18 protein-coding genes are annotated in these 15,687 nt (G+C 63.8%); 9 read left to right on the plus strand and 9 right to left on the minus strand.

Translation table 11 applies throughout. From position 1 onward, the window contains the following. Window positions 1–19: 19 nt before the first annotated feature. Entirely contained in the window at window positions 20–1,024 is a 1,005-nt protein-coding gene (locus tag BLS27_RS08225) for an LLM class flavin-dependent oxidoreductase (protein WP_070575681.1), read from the plus strand. A gap of 82 nt (window positions 1,025–1,106) precedes the next feature. On the opposite strand, the gene BLS27_RS08230 is transcribed toward BLS27_RS08225, so the two are convergent. Both BLS27_RS08230 and BLS27_RS08235 read right to left on the minus strand, forming a co-directional pair. Beyond that, window positions 1,107–1,328 carry a DUF1161 domain-containing protein gene (locus BLS27_RS08230; protein WP_043207638.1) on the minus strand — a complete coding sequence of 74 codons (222 nt, stop codon included), beginning with the start codon at window positions 1,326–1,328 and terminating at the stop codon, window positions 1,107–1,109. Window positions 1,329–1,434: 106 nt separating this feature from the next. After that, on the minus strand, window positions 1,435–1,650 hold the full coding sequence (locus BLS27_RS08235; RefSeq protein WP_043207635.1) for a dodecin: 216 nt from the start codon (window positions 1,648–1,650) through the stop codon (window positions 1,435–1,437). A 154-nt stretch (window positions 1,651–1,804) separates the two neighbouring features. Here BLS27_RS08235 and BLS27_RS08240 point away from each other — a divergent pair, with 154 nt between their 5' ends. Continuing rightward, window positions 1,805–2,128 carry an ElaB/YgaM/YqjD family protein gene (locus BLS27_RS08240; RefSeq protein WP_043207633.1) on the plus strand — a complete coding sequence of 108 codons (324 nt, stop codon included), beginning with the start codon at window positions 1,805–1,807 and terminating at the stop codon, window positions 2,126–2,128. Here BLS27_RS08240 and BLS27_RS08245 read toward each other — a convergent pair. Next, on the minus strand, window positions 2,125–3,021 hold the full coding sequence (locus tag BLS27_RS08245; protein ID WP_043207631.1) for a LysR family transcriptional regulator: 897 nt from the start codon (window positions 3,019–3,021) through the stop codon (window positions 2,125–2,127). The two genes, BLS27_RS08240 and BLS27_RS08245, sit on opposite strands and share 4 nt — an antisense overlap. A gap of 161 nt (window positions 3,022–3,182) precedes the next feature. On the opposite strand from BLS27_RS08245, the gene trpB reads away from it, so the two are divergent. Further along, window positions 3,183–4,400 carry a tryptophan synthase subunit beta gene (gene trpB / locus BLS27_RS08250; protein WP_043207629.1) on the plus strand — a complete coding sequence of 406 codons (1,218 nt, stop codon included), beginning with the start codon at window positions 3,183–3,185 and terminating at the stop codon, window positions 4,398–4,400. Next, window positions 4,397–5,206, plus strand: a complete 810-nt coding sequence (trpA, locus tag BLS27_RS08255) for a tryptophan synthase subunit alpha (RefSeq protein WP_043207627.1) — start codon at window positions 4,397–4,399, stop codon at window positions 5,204–5,206. Before trpB ends, trpA begins: the two co-directional genes overlap by 4 nt. Window positions 5,207–5,290: 84 nt before the next feature. On the opposite strand, the gene BLS27_RS08260 is transcribed toward trpA, so the two are convergent. Continuing rightward, entirely contained in the window at window positions 5,291–5,620 is a 330-nt protein-coding gene (locus BLS27_RS08260) for a DOPA 4,5-dioxygenase family protein (protein WP_043207625.1), read from the minus strand. A gap of 54 nt (window positions 5,621–5,674) precedes the next feature. Between BLS27_RS08260 and BLS27_RS08265 the strand changes: the two genes are divergently transcribed. After that, the gene (locus tag BLS27_RS08265) at window positions 5,675–6,292 is read left to right on the plus strand and encodes an NAD(P)-dependent oxidoreductase (RefSeq protein ID WP_090344094.1); all 618 of its coding nucleotides are present in this window, start codon (window positions 5,675–5,677) and stop codon (window positions 6,290–6,292) included. A 45-nt stretch (window positions 6,293–6,337) separates the two neighbouring features. Here BLS27_RS08265 and BLS27_RS08270 read toward each other — a convergent pair whose 3' ends face one another. Further along, window positions 6,338–7,237, minus strand: coding sequence for a choline sulfate utilization transcriptional regulator (locus BLS27_RS08270; RefSeq protein WP_090344097.1), 900 nt, complete (start codon window positions 7,235–7,237; stop codon window positions 6,338–6,340). Window positions 7,238–7,346: 109 nt separating this feature from the next. Here BLS27_RS08270 and betC point away from each other — a divergent pair, with 109 nt between their 5' ends. From betC to BLS27_RS08285, 3 genes are all read left to right on the plus strand, one after another. After that, window positions 7,347–8,864: a choline-sulfatase gene (betC, locus tag BLS27_RS08275; protein ID WP_090344099.1), complete on the plus strand. Its 1,518-nt coding sequence runs from the start codon at window positions 7,347–7,349 to the stop codon at window positions 8,862–8,864. 14 nt (window positions 8,865–8,878) lie between these two features. Further along, a complete protein-coding gene (choX, locus tag BLS27_RS08280; protein ID WP_090344101.1) occupies window positions 8,879–9,805 on the plus strand; it encodes a choline ABC transporter substrate-binding protein in 927 nt (308 codons plus the stop codon). Between the two features lie 87 nt (window positions 9,806–9,892). After that, window positions 9,893–11,458 (plus strand): SulP family inorganic anion transporter, encoded by a 1,566-nt coding sequence (locus BLS27_RS08285; RefSeq protein WP_090344104.1) that lies wholly within the window; start codon window positions 9,893–9,895, stop codon window positions 11,456–11,458. Window positions 11,459–11,485: 27 nt separating this feature from the next. Here BLS27_RS08285 and aroE read toward each other — a convergent pair whose 3' ends face one another. Together aroE and hemF are read right to left on the minus strand one after the other, a co-directional pair. Then, window positions 11,486–12,310, minus strand: a complete 825-nt coding sequence (aroE, locus tag BLS27_RS08290; protein ID WP_090344107.1) for a shikimate dehydrogenase — start codon at window positions 12,308–12,310, stop codon at window positions 11,486–11,488. Between the two features lie 24 nt (window positions 12,311–12,334). Continuing rightward, window positions 12,335–13,246, minus strand: a complete 912-nt coding sequence (gene hemF, locus BLS27_RS08295; RefSeq protein ID WP_090344111.1) for an oxygen-dependent coproporphyrinogen oxidase — start codon at window positions 13,244–13,246, stop codon at window positions 12,335–12,337. A gap of 132 nt (window positions 13,247–13,378) precedes the next feature. On the opposite strand from hemF, the gene BLS27_RS08300 reads away from it, so the two are divergent. Further along, window positions 13,379–14,356: an NADPH:quinone reductase gene (locus tag BLS27_RS08300; protein WP_090344114.1), complete on the plus strand. Its 978-nt coding sequence runs from the start codon at window positions 13,379–13,381 to the stop codon at window positions 14,354–14,356. Between the two features lie 80 nt (window positions 14,357–14,436). Here the strand turns inward: BLS27_RS08300 and BLS27_RS08305 are convergent, their stop codons facing one another. Both BLS27_RS08305 and tsaC read right to left on the minus strand, forming a co-directional pair. Next, on the minus strand, window positions 14,437–14,745 hold the full coding sequence (locus BLS27_RS08305; protein WP_043207602.1) for a hypothetical protein: 309 nt from the start codon (window positions 14,743–14,745) through the stop codon (window positions 14,437–14,439). A 354-nt stretch (window positions 14,746–15,099) separates the two neighbouring features. After that, complete coding sequence (gene tsaC / locus BLS27_RS08310) at window positions 15,100–15,657, minus strand: L-threonylcarbamoyladenylate synthase type 1 TsaC (protein WP_043207599.1); 558 nt, start codon at window positions 15,655–15,657, stop codon at window positions 15,100–15,102. Between the last annotated feature and the right edge of the window lie 30 nt (window positions 15,658–15,687).

Here is a 15,687-nt window from a genome sequence, read left to right on the forward strand (position 1 = left end):
AATTTCTGCGGAGGCTCCAATGACGCACCTGCGTGACCTGAAGATTTCTACCCTCGACCTGGTACCGGTGCGCGCCGACGGCGGCCCGGCCCAGTCCCTGCGCAACTCGCTGGATCTGGCGCAGCACGTCGAACGCTGGGGCTACAACCGCTTCTGGGTGGCCGAACACCACAACATGGATGGCATCGCAAGCTCCGCCACGGCGGTGCTGATCGGCTATTTGGCCGGCGGTACCTCGAGCATCCGCATCGGCTCTGGCGGCGTGATGCTGCCCAACCACGCGCCACTGGTCATCGCCGAGCAGTTCGGCACCTTGGCCAGCCTGTATCCCGGCCGTATCGACCTGGGCCTTGGCCGTGCGCCAGGCTCCGACCAGATGACCGCCCGCGCACTGCGCCGCGAACGCTCCGGCAGCGCCGATGATTTCCCGGATGATGTCGAAGAGCTATCGCGCTATCTGGGCCCTCGCACGCCGGACCAGAAGGTCATCGCCGTGCCCGGCCATGACACCGACGTGCCGATCTGGCTGTTGGGCTCCAGTCTGTTCAGCGCCCAGCTGGCCGGCATGCGCGGGCTGCCCTACGCCTTCGCCTCGCACTTCGCCCCACGCTACATGCATGAGGCGATCCGCATCTACCGCGACCACTTCAAGCCCTCGACCGTGCTCGACAAGCCCTACGTGATGCTGGGCGTGCCGATGGTCGTGGCCGACACCGATGAACAGGCCGAGTATCTGGCCACCTCCGTGTACCAGCGCATCCTCGCGCTGATCCGTGGCCAAAGCCTGATGCAGCGACCACCGGTGCCGAGCATGGACGGCTTGTGGCTGCCCCACGAACGCGATGCGGTGGGCAGTTTCCTGGGCTTGGCGATGATCGGCAGCCCGCAGAAGGTGCGGGCCAAGGTGGAAGTGCTATTGGAGCAGACCGGTGCCGATGAGCTGATCTTCACCTGCGACCTGTATGAGCATGCGGATCGGTTGCGCTCTTACGAGCTGCTGGCCCAGGCGCTCAAGACCGAGTAGTGCTTTTCGCGGGTGAACCCGCTTCCACAGGCCTCAACGCAGAGCACGTGGGAGCGGGTTCACCCGCGAAGCGTTCATTCACTCAACCCCGTCGATAGACGATTTCCTTGGTACCGCCTTCGCAGGTACCGACCACTTTGCCCGCCGGCTCGCCCTTGTTCACGATCTCCAGCGTGTAGTCTTTCACGCCCTTGGCATCCAGCTTCGCCGCAATCTCGGCCTTGAGCTCTTCGCACGGCTTCCCAGCCGCAAATGCCCCGCCTGCCAGCGCCATCAAACCCACCGCCAGAATCAGTTTCTTCATCGATCGCTTTCCTTGTTCAGATCAAAAAAGGACAGGGTGCCATTATCGAAATGGCACCCTGCAACCTTTACCCCATCTGGCCGGGCGAAGCCAGCCTGGGCCTGTTTCAGCTGTTGGCGATGCGGAAACCGACCTTCAGCGTGACCTGGAAGTGCGCGACCTGGTTATCGCGGATATGGCCACGGGTATCGACGACTTCGAACCACTCCAAATGCTTGATGCTCTTGCCGGCTTCAGCCAGGGCATTGTTGATCGCGTCCTCGATGCTGGTGGGCGAGGACCCGACCAGCTCGATCTTCTTGTAGGTGCGATGATCGGACATGAGCGCTCTCCTTGGTTGGCGTGTGAGATTTGAGCCTAGCAGCGCAGGCCCGCTTTACCTGCGAACTTGCATGGCAAACGAAAGTTCGATCGCACTTTCGCTTCGCTGCACAGTCGCAACCCTTACAACCCAACCCACGCGAAGGAGAGTCATCATGGCCTACAACTCGCTGCGTAAAGCGTCGCTGGAAAGCATGGAGGCGGAGATCGAAAGCCTGCTCAAGACCCTCGAACACCTCAAGCACGACGCCTCGGAAGAGTCGCAGAAATCCATGAAAGCGATCCGCAGCAACGCCGAGAACGCGCTCAGGCAGTCGCGAACACTGATGGGCGAAGCCTACGAAGAAGTCAAAGCCCGCACCCGCCAGACCGGCATCGCCACCCGCGATTACGCCCAGGAACATCCCTGGACCACCGCAGGCGTCGCCATCGGTGCCCTCGGCCTGCTGGCCGCCTGGCTGATGTGCAAGCGCAACTAAGTCGTTTGAAGGTCCAGCTCGTTGCGCAGCCACTGCGCCAACTGCTCGGCGCGCCCGTCCGCGGCGCGTCGCGGCACCCATAGCGCCAAGGCTGCGCGGGTAGGCGAGAAGCCCCAAGGTGCGCTCAGCCGCCCGGCCCGTAGGTCATCCGCCACCAGCGGTTGCGGAGCGATGGCCACCCCCAGACCGGCCACTGCGGCCTCCAGCAGGTAATACAAATGCTCGAAGGCTTGGCCGAACCTCAACGCGGCCGGGTCAAGCCCTTGCTGCTCGGCCCAGGTCGGCCAGGCCTGTGGGCGCGAGGTGGTATCCAGTAGGGCTTCATCGAGCAACGCTTTGGCCGGCGCGCTGCGCAAGCGCTCGAAACCCGCGAAATGCGGGCTCACCACCGGCCCGATGCGCTCCTGGGCCAACACATGAACCTGCATGTCCGCAGGCCACGGCGGCTCGGCATACACCAGCAAGGCATCCAGTCCGGGGCGCCGGGGGTCCAGGTCGCCTTCACCGGCGGACAAATGCAGCCGCAGCTCCGGCAAGTCAGCCTTAAGCCGTCCCAAACGCGGGATGAACCAGCGCGCCAGCAGACTGCCAGAACACCCCAGCACGAACGGCGCCTCGCTGACATCACGGCTGAGCTCCGCGCAGACCGTGCGCAGCCGATCGAAGGCATCGAAGCTCGCATCGCGCAGGCGTGACCCGGCATCTGTGAGTTTGATGCCGCGCCCATCCTTGACGAACAAGGCCACACCCAGATGCTCCTCGAGTACCTTGATCTGTCGGCTGACGGCGCCGTGGGTCACGTGTAGCTGCTCGGCAGCCTGGCTGACGCTGTTGAGCCGGGCAGTGGCCTCGAAGGCCCGCAAGGCATTGAGAGGGGGGAGATCCTGGCGCATTTTATATGTGAGATTTTCTGACAAGTTATCGCAATCTTATCGGTTTTCAGCCAGCCATGTCGTGGTTAGAGTAGGCCCATCGACGAGAAAGGCCTGTTCGCGGGTTCAGCTGCGCACAGGCCCACACGATTTCACTGATCACATCGCCTATGGAGCGCCCCATGACCCAGACCCAATACCGCGCCGGCCCCGACGCCAACGGCCTGTTCGGCTCGTTCGGCGGCCGCTACGTGGCCGAAACCCTGATGCCGCTGGTCTTGGACCTGGCCCGCGAATACGAAGCGGCCAAGGCCGATCCGAAGTTCCTCGAGGAATTGGCCTACTTCCAGCGCGACTACATCGGCCGTCCCAACCCGCTGTACTTCGCTGAGCGCCTGACCGAACACTGCGGCGGCGCGAAAATCTTCTTCAAGCGTGAAGAACTCAACCACACCGGCGCGCACAAGGTGAACAACTGCATTGGCCAAGTGCTGCTGGCCAAACGCATGGGCAAGAAACGCCTGATCGCCGAGACCGGCGCCGGCATGCACGGCGTCGCCACCGCCACCGTGGCCGCACGCTTCGGCCTGCCCTGCGTGATCTACATGGGCGCCACCGACATCGAGCGCCAGCAAGCCAACGTGTTCCGCATGAAGCTGCTGGGCGCCGAGATCGTCCCGGTCACCGCCGGCACCGGCACCCTCAAGGACGCCATGAACGAGGCCCTGCGCGACTGGGTCACCAACGTCGACGACACCTTCTACCTGATCGGCACCGTGGCAGGTCCTCACCCGTACCCGGCGATGGTCCGCGATTTCCAATCGATCATCGGCAAGGAAACCCGCGCCCAGTTGCATGAGAAGGAAGGCCGCCTGCCTGATAGCCTGATTGCGTGCGTCGGCGGTGGCTCCAACGCCATGGGCCTGTTCCACGACTTCCTCGATGATGCCAGCGTGCAAATCATCGGCGTCGAAGCCGGTGGCCACGGCGTGAACACCGACAAGCACGCCGCCAGCCTCAACGGCGGCGTCCCGGGCGTGCTGCATGGCAACCGCACGTACCTGCTGCAGGACGCGGATGGCCAGATCACCGATGCCCACTCGATCTCCGCCGGCCTGGACTACCCGGGGATCGGCCCTGAACACGCCTACCTGCACGAAGTGAAACGTGTCGAGTACGTCAGCATCACCGACGATGAAGCCCTCGACGCCTTCCACACCTGCTGCCGCCTGGAAGGCATCATTCCGGCCCTGGAGAGCTCCCATGCTCTGGCCGAAGCGATCAAGCGCGCACCGAACCTGCCCAAGGACCACCTGATGGTCGTGTGCCTGTCCGGACGTGGCGACAAGGACATGCAAACCGTGATGAACCATATGGCCGCCCAGGAGAAACAGCCATGAGCCGTCTTGAACACCGCTTCGCCGAGCTGAAGGCCCAAGGCCGCTCTGCGCTGGTCACCTTCATCACTGCCGGCGACCCTGGCTATGACGCTTCCCTGGCCATCCTCAAGGGCCTGCCCGAAGCAGGCGCCGACGTGATCGAGCTGGGCATGCCGTTCACCGACCCGATGGCCGATGGCGTGGCCATCCAGCTGGCGACCTTGCGCGCCCTGGATGCCGGTCAGACCCTGGCGAAAACCTTGCAGATGGTCCGCGAGTTCCGCGTCGGCAACCAGACCACGCCGATCGTGCTGATGGGCTACTACAACCCGATCCATCGCTTTGGCGTGGAGCGCTTCGTGGCAGAGGCCAAGGACGCCGGCGTCGATGGCCTGATCATCGTCGACCTGCCGCCTGAGCACGACGCCGAGCTGGCCACCCCGGCCCAGGCCGCAGGCATCGACTTCATCCGCCTGACCACCCCGACCACCGATGACGCCCGCCTGCCGCGGGTGCTGGAGCGCAGCTCCGGGTTCGTCTACTACGTCTCGGTGGCCGGCGTGACCGGTGCGGGCTCGGCCACCACCGAGCACGTGCAGCAGGCCATCGCTCGCCTGCGCCGCCACACCGACCTGCCCATCAGCGTGGGTTTCGGCATCCGCACACCGGAGCAGGCAGCGGCGATCGCCAAGCTGTCCGAAGGCGTGGTGGTCGGTTCGGCGCTGGTCGACAAGATCGCCCAAGCCAAGAGTGCCGACCAGGCAGTGGCTGATGTGCTGAGCCTGTGCTCGGCACTGGCTGAAGGCGTACGCGGCGCCCGCCTGTAACCTAGCGAGCGCAGCGCCAGCCCCGCGGGAGTCACCGCTCGCGGGGGCTGGCGATAGCCTGCGATGGGCCGCAAAGCGGCCCTTTCATTCGAATATCGACAAGTCCAGTGGCCGCACGGCCCCCATCCAGATCGCATGATCCCGGTGATCCGCCAGCTCATCCCCCGTCAGCGGATGCAGGAACACCACCAACCCCTTGCGATACAGCGCCAACCACGGCAACACCACGCCCACCACTTCCGGCCCGAAGGCCAGCTGGCAGCTCCAGTCCGGATGCGGCCCGACCGGCTTCTGGTGCATGCGCCCCATAGTCACGGGAAACAGCCGCGCCGCTTCCTCGCACAGCGCCCGGGCCTGCTCCATCGTCGCTGCGTCGTAGTACACGTGGGCGTGATAACCCTTGATCCTTTGCACGATTACTCCCAAATGAGGTCAAAGGATCACTGGCCAGCGAAGGGGAGCGATCCTGTGAAAAATGCCGAGACTCCAGTGTTCAAACTGGTTCTGTTCGGTGCCGAAAGCAGCCTGGGCAGTGCATTGATCGTCGAGCTGCTGTCGCGCCAGCACGAGGTCACCGCGGTGGTCGATGACCTTAACCGTCACGCACCGCGTCCTGGGCTGCACTTCAAGCGAGGCGCGCTAGGTGACAAGCACCAGGCCGAACAGAGCGTGGCCGGAGGCTCGGCGGTGATCGCCTTGCTTTCAGCGCTGGCGCCAGACGATCTGCCTGCGCAACGGCAAATGGCCGAAGCCCTGGTGGCAGGCCTTTCGCGTACGACTATACGCCGGCTGTTGCTGGTGGGCGATTTCGATGTGCTGGACAAGCCGGCCGGGCACAGCGAAGCGCAACGGGCGTGCGCAGACCAGATCGTCGATCAACTACAACGCAGCGCGCTGCGCTGGACGCTGATCAACGCCCCTGAAGAGATGCCAGGCCTGGGCATCGAGCATTTCCGCAACCTCGATGGAACCCTGGAGCCCGGACTGGCCGGGCCTTTGCAGCGATTGGCGCGGATTGCGGCAGGGATGGTCGATGCCCTGGAGTTGAATCTGCATCAGGGCGAGCACGTGAACTTCGTGCTCTAGAACGCGGGGCTGCCTGCGCTGGGCCGCAAAGCAGCGCCCGTGGCATCACAGCCCTCGCTCCTGCTCCAGCCAATCCACGAACCGCTGGATCAACGCCCCACGCCGCTTGCGCGGCGGCAATACCACGTAATACCCGCGCGTCGAGCGCAAACTGCCTTCGAGCGGCCGGCACAATAGCCCTTGGTCCACCAGCCCATCCACCAAATGTCGCCAACCGATCGCCACACCTTGGCCGGCAATCGCCGCCTGGATCAACAGCGTGTAATTGTCGAAACGCATCTGCCCAGGCGGGGGTGGACTGTGCAGACCGAACCCTCGAAAGACCCCCGTCCAATCGAACCAGCGACTGGCCTGTTCACCGCGCAGATGAAGCAGGGGTAATCGTTGCAAAGCCTCGGCTGACGCGGGTTTGCCACGCATCAGGTTGGGGCTGCAGACAGGGAAGACCTCTTCGTCGAACAGCCAGCGGCTCTCGCCCTGGTGAAAACGGCCATCGCCAAACAGCACCGCCACGTCGATGTCCGGACGCAGCATGGCCTGACTACGCTCACCGGTCACCAGGCTGACGTCCACCTGTGGATAAGCCTCATGGAAGCGCGGCAACCGTGGCATCAGCCAAAAGGCCGCAAAGGCGAAGTCGGTGGCCACCTGCAACACTTCGCGCTGGCCGCGCCCACTGGCCTGGGCGATGCCGTCGTCCATCGCCAGCAACGCTTGGTGAATCTGCTCGAACAGCGCCTGGCCGGTCTCGGTCAACTCAATTCCCCGGTAGATCCGGTCGAACAGGCGCGTGCCCAACTGGGCCTCCAGGCGCTTGACCTGCTGGCTCACCGCCGGCTGCGTAGTGCCCAACTCCAATGCCGCAGCGGTAAAGCCCCGCAACCGGGCGGCAGCCTCGAAGACCCGCAAGGTATCCAGAGAAACGTCAGCGAGGTGCTCAAACATAAGCGTAGCTAATCCCACTCATTGCCCGGCATGGGCTTTACCCATGTTATCCACAGTCGCATCCTCGATCGCAAGCGGTTCCCATAACCTCCAACGATGGAAGGCCCCCATGAAGCGACCCAACATCCTGTTCATCATGGCCGACCAGATGGCCGCGCCCTTGCTGCCCATCTACAGCTCATCCCCCATCAAGATGCCGCACTTGAGCCGCCTGGCCGAACAGGCGGTAGTGTTCGACGCTGCGTACTGCAACAGCCCGCTGTGCGCACCCTCGCGCTTCACCCTGGTCAGCGGGCAACTGCCCAGCCGCATTGGTGCCTACGACAACGCTGCGGATTTCCCAGCCGACGTGCCCACTTATGCTCATTACCTGCGTCGCCTGGGCTATCGCACCGCGCTCTCTGGCAAGATGCATTTCTGTGGGCCAGACCAACTGCACGGCTACGAAGAACGACTGACCAGCGACATCTACCCGGCCGACTACGGTTGGGCCGTGAACTGGGACGCACCCGACCTGCGCCCGAGCTGGTACCACAACATGTCCTCGGTACTGCAGGCCGGGCCCTGCGTGCGCACCAACCAACTGGATTTCGATGAAGAGGTGGTGTTCAAGGCCCGCCAGTATCTCTACGACCATGTTCGCGAGGGCGACGGCCGGCCGTTCTGCCTGACCGTCTCCATGACGCACCCCCATGACCCCTACACGATTCCCAAGCACTACTGGGATCTGTACGACGGTGTGGATATCCCCATGCCGCTTGCAACCATTGCCCAAGACGAGCAGGACCCGCACTCCCAACGCCTGCTCAAGGTCTATGACCTGTGGGACAAACCCCTGCCGCCGCACAAGGTCCGCGATGCCCGCCGCGCCTATTTCGGCGCCTGCAGCTATATCGACGACAACATCGGCAAGCTCCTGCAGACCCTGGAGGAATGCGACCTGGCCGAGGACACCCTGATCGTATTTTCCGGTGACCACGGCGACATGCTTGGCGAGCGCGGGCTCTGGTACAAGATGCACTGGTTCGAGATGTCGGCCCGGGTGCCACTTCTGGTGCACGCGCCCAAACGCTTCGCCCCGGCGCGGATCAGCGCCAACGTCTCCACCTGTGACCTGTTACCAACCCTGGTGGAGCTGGCTGGTGGCGCAGTCGAACCAGCCCTGCACCTGGATGGCCGCTCCCTGGTCGGGCACCTGCAAGGGCAGGGTGGGCATGACGAGGTGATCGGCGAATACATGGCCGAGGGCACCGTCGGCCCGCTGATGATGATCCGCCGAGGCCCATACAAGTTCGTGTACAGCGAGGACGACCCATGTCTACTCTATGACCTGAGCCGCGACCCGCACGAGCGGGAGAACCTCACCGGCAGCCCGGATCATCAGGCGCTGCTGCAGGCATTTGTCGATCAAGCCCGCCAACGCTGGGACATTCCCGTCCTGCGCCAGCAAGTGCTGGCCAGCCAGCGCCGTCGTCGTCTGGTGGCAGAGGCGCTTTCCATCGGCAAGCTCAAAAGCTGGGACCACCAACCCTGGGTGGACGCCAGCCAACAGTACATGCGCAACCACATCGATCTCGACGACCTCGAGCGCAAGGCACGTTATCCACAGCCCGCACCCCTGGATTGAGCAGAGAGACCGCCATGAAGAAGTTCTCCACCGCCCTGATCGCCCTGGCCCTGGGCCTGACCGCCATCCCCGCCCACGCCGACAGCGATAGCCAATGCACCACCGTCAAAATGGCCGACCCCGGCTGGAGCGACATCGCCTCCACCAATGCCGTGGCCCGCCTGCTCCTGGAGAGCCTCGGCTACCAGGTGAAGATCGACAACCTGGCCGTACCGATCATCTTCGGCGGCCTCAAGGACGGTCAGGTGGATGCCTTCCTGGGCAACTGGATGCCCGCGCAGCAGGGCTTTCACGACAAGTTCGTCGCCAACGGCGACGTGCAGCGTCTGGCGCGCAACCTTGAAGGTACGCAATTCACCCTCGCGGTGCCGGATTACGTCTGGGAGGCCGGCGTGAAAGACTTCGCTGACCTGCAAAAACATGCCGACGCGTTCGGCAACAAGCTCTACGGCATCGGCTCCGGGGCACCGGCCAACCTGTCGCTCAAAGAAATCATCGGCAAGAACGCCTTCGGCCTGGGGCAGTGGAAGCTCGTCGAATCCAGCGAACAGGCGATGCTGGCTCAGGTCCAGCGTGCGGTGCAGAAAAAACAGTTCATCACCTTCCTCGGCTGGACACCGCACCCGATGAACGTGAAGCTCAAGATGCATTATTTGACGGGCGGCGAGCAGTGGTTCGGCGATAAGGGGGAGGTGTACACCCTGGTGCGCAAGGGTTATCCACAGGCCTGCCCAAATGCAGCGAAACTGCTGGGCAACCTGCGCTTCAGTCTGGAGATGGAAAACAGCATCATGGCCGAGGTTGTGGACAAGAAGGTGAGTTTCGATGAAGCGGCCAAGGCCTGGGTGAAGGCGCATCCAGAATCGTTGAACACTTGGCTGGCCGGGGTGACCACCAAAGAAGGTGGGGATGCCCAAGAGGCTGTAAAAGCTAGACTTTGATCCGCTGAGCGACACATAACCCCTGTGGACACGGGTATACCCGCGCCCACAGGGCTGGTGAAAAATCTCCAGGAATCTGTACTCCCCATGCCCCACCTGAGCCACCTGCTGCCCTTCCTCACTTGGCTCCCCCGTCAATCGGGCCGCAGCCTGCGCCAGGACCTGCTGGTGGGCCTCAGCGGCGCGATCCTCGCGCTACCGCAATCGATCGCCTACGCCCTGATCGCCGGCCTGCCCGCCGAATATGGCCTGTATGCCGCCATCGTGCCGGTGCTGGTGGCCTGCCTGTGGGGCTCGTCCTGGCACCTGATCTGCGGCCCGACCGCAGCCATCTCCATCGTGCTTTACGCCAGCATCAGCCCGCTTGCCGTGGCTGGTAGCGACGATTACATCACCTTGGTGCTGCTGCTGACCTTCCTGGGCGGCGTGTTCCAGCTATTGCTGGGGATGCTGCGTTTCGGCGCGCTGGTCAATTTCGTCTCCCACTCCGTGGTGCTCGGGTTCACCTTGGGCGCTGCGGTGGTGATCGCCCTCGGTCAGTTGCCCAACCTCATGGGCATGGACCTGCCCAGCCAGGCCACGGCGCTGCGCACATTGCAGGACTTACTCAACCATGCCGGCGAGGTCGACCTGCCGTCGCTGGCCCTGGGCCTGGCGACCCTGCTGATCGGTGTAGTGCTCAAGCTCTGGCGCCCACGCTGGCCCAGCCTGTTGATCAGCCTGGTGGTGGTCAGCGTCATTGCCTGGCTGCTGCCGAGCGTCTTTGGTCACGTGCCCAGGGTGCCTGCCTTCGTTGGCCAGTTGCCGCCCTTGAGCCCGTTGCCGCTGCTGGATTTGGAACTGATCCTGCGCCTGCTGCCCAGCGCCGTGGCGGTGGGCATGCTCGGGCTGGTGACCAGCCTGTCGATTGCCCGGTCGTTGTCGGCGCGCTCCGAGCAGTTGATCGACGCCAATCAGGAGATCCGTGCCCAGGGCCTGTCGAACATGGTCGGCGCGCTGTTTTCCGGTTATCTGTCATCGGGCTCGTTCACCCGCTCAGGCTTGAGCTACGACGCAGGCGCCCGTTCGCCATTGGCCGGGGTGTTCTCGGCATTGTGGGTGGCCCTGTTCGCCGTCACCGGCGCCGGGCTGATCGCACACCTGCCGATTCCAGCCATGGCCGGCAGCATTCTGCTGATCTGTTGGGGGTTGGTGGATCACCGGGCCATCCGCTCGCTGTTTCGGGTCAGCCGCTCGGAGTTTCTCGTCATGGCGTTGACTGCCGCCGCCACTTTGCTGCTGGAATTGCAGACTGCGATCTATGCGGGCGTGCTGGCATCGCTGTTCTTCTATCTCAAGCGCACCTCGCGGCCACGGGTGCAACAGAGCCGGGAAGGGGGGATCGATGTGCTGCGGGTAGGGGGGTCGATCTTCTTCGGCGCCGCTCATTATCTTCAGGTACGCCTGCAACGCTGCCAAGGGCCGCAGGTCGTGATCGACGCTCGGCAGATCAATTTCATCGACTACTCAGGGGTGGACATGCTGCACCGCGAAGCACGGCGACTGAAGCGTAATGGCGGGAGCCTCACCTTGCATCGTGCCAGGCCGCAGGTGATCGAAGAATTGCAAAAGCTTGAAGGCGCCGCGCTGTGCCCGATCCGCTTCGAAGAGTGATGAGGGCCGCTGTGCGGCCCAACTCTGTCAGCCTCGCGCCAACTGCCGCCGGAGCTCATCCAGCACAGGTGCCGTATCCGGCCGCACCCCACGCCAGGTGAAGAACGCCTCGGCCGCCTGCTCGGCCAGCATCCCCAGCCCATCGAGCACCTTGGCCGCGCCCAACCGGGTGGCCCACTGGCAGAACGGCGTCGGTTCCTTGCCATACATCATGTCGTAGCAGACCGTGCGCCCCGGCTCGACCAAGCTGTCGGCAATCGGCGGCAACTCACCCGCCAGGCTCGCCGAGGTGGCATTGATGATCAGGTCCACCGGCTCCTGCAACCAGGCAAAACCACTGGCCACCACCGGCCCCAGGTCATCGAACTCCCGGGCCAGTTGCTCGGCTTTTACCACCGTGCGGTTGGCGATCACCAGCGACTGCGGGTGATGCGCCAGAATTGGCTGCAACACGCCGCGCACCGCACCACCGGCACCAAGAATCAGGATGCGCTTGCCGGCAAGCTCCACGCCGGCATTGACCGTCAGGTCCCGCACCAGGCCGGCGCCATCGGTGTTGTCGCCCTGCAGCGTGCCGTCGGCCAGTTTGCTCAAGGTGTTCACGGCACCTGCACGCTGGGCCCTTGGCGTGAGGCTGTCGCACAGGCGGAAGGCTTCTTCCTTGAACGGCACGGTGACGTTGGCCCCCGCGCCTTGCTTGAAGAAGCCGCGGGCGCAATCGCTGAAATCATCCAGCGGGGCCAGCAGGGTGCTGTATTCCAAGTCCTGGCCGGTCTGGTCGGCGAACAGGCGGTGGATCAACGGCGACTTGCTGTGGCCGATGGGGTTACCGAAAACGACGTATTGGTCCATGGGAACTCCTCGTTATCCACAGGCTTACTGATTGAGCCAGTCACGGTCCTGCAGGAAGTACTCGGTCAGGCGCGCTTCCTCGCTGCCCAGCTCGGGTTTCCAGTCATAGCCCCAGCGGACCTGCGGCGGCAGCGACATGAGAATCGACTCGGTGCGACCGCCCGATTGCAGGCCGAACAAGGTGCCGCGGTCGTAGACCAGGTTGAATTCCACATAACGCCCCCGGCGGAACTCTTGGAACTCGCGCTGTGCGGGGGTGTACGGCGTGGCCTTGCGGCGCTGGACGATCGGCAGGTAGGCCTCGATGTAGGCATCGCCGATGGCGCGCAGGAAGGCGAAGCAGGTGTCGAAGTCCCACTCGTTCAGGTCATCGAAGAACAGCCCGCCAATGCCCCGTGGCTCGCCCCGGTGCTTGAGGTGGAAGTACCGGTCGCACCAGGCCTTGTAGCGCGGGTACACATCGGCGCCGAACGGCGCGCAGGCCTGCTCGGCGACCCGGTGCCAGTGGATGCAGTCTTCTTCGTTGCCGTAGTAAGGCGTCAGGTCGAAACCACCGCCGAACCACCACACCGGCTCCTCGCCTTCCTTCTCGGCGATGAAGAACCGCACGTTGGCGTGGGAGGTAGGCACATGTGGGTTGTGCGGGTGGATCACCAGCGACACGCCCAACGCCTCGAAACCACGGCCCGCCAGTTCCGGGCGATGCGCACTGGCCGATGGCGGCAGGCCGGCACCGAACACGTGGGAGAAGTTAACACCACCCTTTTCGATCACCTTGCCTTCACCGATCACCCGCGTGCGGCCACCGCCCCCGGCTTCGCGCACCCAGGCATCCTCGACGAAGCGGGCGCCGCCGTCTTCGTTTTCGAGGGCAGAGCAGATGCGGTCTTGCAGGTCGAGCAGGTAGGCTTTCACGGCCTCGGTGCGGCTGGTCATCGGGTCACCTGGAAGGAGCGGAAAAATGTGCCGGCTAGCATACCATCGGCGCAAGCTACGCCGCAGTTGACGGCGATCAAGCAAAGGCGTCCGATAGAAGGCCTTCCCGATTCCCAGACAACGGAGTGTGAGATGGCCAAGCGTATCCAGTTCAACCAGCACGGCGGCCCGGAAGTCCTGCAGCTGGTCGAGTTCGAACCCGCTCCTCCGGGCCCGCAACAAGTCCGCGTGCGCAACCACGCGATCGGGCTGAACTTCATCGACACCTATTTTCGCAGCGGCCTGTACGCGCCGCCCGCGCTGCCCTCAGGCCTGGGTACCGAAGCTGCCGGCGTGATCGACGCGGTCGGCGAAGGCGTCAGCCGGCTGAAAGTGGGCGATCGCGTGGCTTATGCCGGCGGGCCGCTGGGCGCCTATAGCGAGGTGCACACCCTGCCAGAGGCCAACGTGGTCATGTTGCCGGAGGCCATCAGCTTCGAACAGGCCGCCGCAGTGATGCTCAAGGGCCTGACCACCCAATACCTGCTCAAGCAGACCTACGCCGTGCAACCGGGCGATTTCATCCTGTTCCATGCTGCTGCCGGTGGCGTGGGCTCATTGGCCTGCCAGTGGGCGAAAGCCCTGGGTGCCAAGCTGATCGGCACGGTCAGTTCCGCCGAAAAAGCCGAACGCGCCAAGGCTCTGGGCGCCTGGGCGACCATCGATTACAGCCATGAGGACGTGGCCAAGCGCGTGCTGGAGCTGACCGACGGCCAGAAGTGCGCGGTGGTCTATGACGGTGTGGGCGCCGACACCTGGCTCACTTCGCTGGACTGCCTGCGTCCACGCGGCTTGATGGTGAGCTTCGGCAATGCGTCGGGCGCAGTGACCGGGGTGAACCTTGGGATCCTCTCGCAGAAGGGCTCGCTGTACGTGACCCGGCCGACCTTGGGCAGCTATGCCAACAATGCCGAGAACACCCAGGCCATGGCCGACGATTTGTTCGGCATGATCAGCAGCGGCAAGTTGGTTGTGGATATCCAGCAGCGGTATCCGCTGAGCGAAGCGGCCAAGGCCCAGACGGAGCTGTCGGCACGCAGAACCGTTGGCTCGACTGTGCTGCTGCCCTGATCCGAGGCCGTTACGCGGTGGGTTGATTCAGAACGCCACCGGTGGGGAGCGGTTTTACCCGCTCCCACAGCGCCCACCGCTTAGCCGGCGGTCCTGATGGTTGCCGGCGCCGACTCGATGCCATCGAGCATCGCCTCCACCAAGCCCTCTGCCATTTCAATCGCGTGCAGGTTCGACCAGTACATGCCGCGGCCTGACTCGTGCAGGTGTTCGAGTGCCTGCAGGCCAGTCTCGTAGGCGCAGCGCAGGTAAAGCGCTACGTGGACGAGGGCGTCGTGGGCAGAGATGTCACGGTTTGTGGAGAAGAGGGGAGGATGACCGGCGTCGCAGCGGCCGAAAGGGCGAGATGTGGTGTTGGGTAGAGGTGGATCAGGGACAAGCTTTTTCATCGTTTGCTCCAGAGTTGGAGCTGACACCCGTCCGTTACCACACGGTTTGGGTGGCAGCTGTACGCGGAGTGGTAAACCGGACTGGAGGCACTCCCGGCAGGCAAAAGCCTCCCGCGCACAGCCGCCATAGGCTGCAAATGCTCCAGAATTGGCGGGTTACCACACCCGATCACCAAGTTGTTTGGCGACGGTCTGGAGCCTAGAGACATGGGTTCCCTGCCGGAAGGTGACGGCAGCTGACGGATAGGTAGGGTATTTCCCTAAATTCCAGCTGGACAGCCGGGCGGAGGAAATCAGAAAAGTCCTGCAATACCTAAGGGCCGCGTGGCGATCCATCGCCGGGCCCTCCCTGGGTCAGCCGGCCCGAACGACCTCGCCTGTCACCAGGTCGCGAATCACGCTCGGATTCTTTCGCCCACCCAGCGCTCCGCCGAGCACCAGGTCCAATTGGCCATGGAAATACTGCTCCACCCGCAACCGGCTCTTGGCCGCCGGGCGCCCGCCTGGGTTGCACGAGGTGGAAATCAGCGGCCCGACCAGCGCGCACAGCTCGCGCACCAAGGGGTGATCGCTGACCCGCAGGGCTACGGTGTCGTGCATCCCGGTCACCCATTCAGGCAACAGGTCCTGGTGCGGTACCAGCCAGGTGTTCGGCCCAGGCCAAGTACTGCCCATGCGGTCGATCCAGTCCTGTGGAAAATCCTCGAACAGGAAATCGAACTGTCGAATGTTGTCAGCGACCAGAATCAGCCCTTTATCCACAGGCCGCGACTTGAGCGCCAGCAGGCGATACACCGCGTCCTCGTTCCATGGGTCGCAGCCCAAGCCCCAGACCGCTTCTGTCGGATAGGCGATGACCGCACCTGCCCGAATCTCACGTGCGGCTTGTTGCACACGCCAACTGCTCACCATTTTGTCTCTCCGCATTTAAGCCTGATGCGC

The organism is Pseudomonas guariconensis (assembly GCF_900102675.1).
Classification (GTDB): domain Bacteria; phylum Pseudomonadota; class Gammaproteobacteria; order Pseudomonadales; family Pseudomonadaceae; genus Aquipseudomonas; species Aquipseudomonas guariconensis.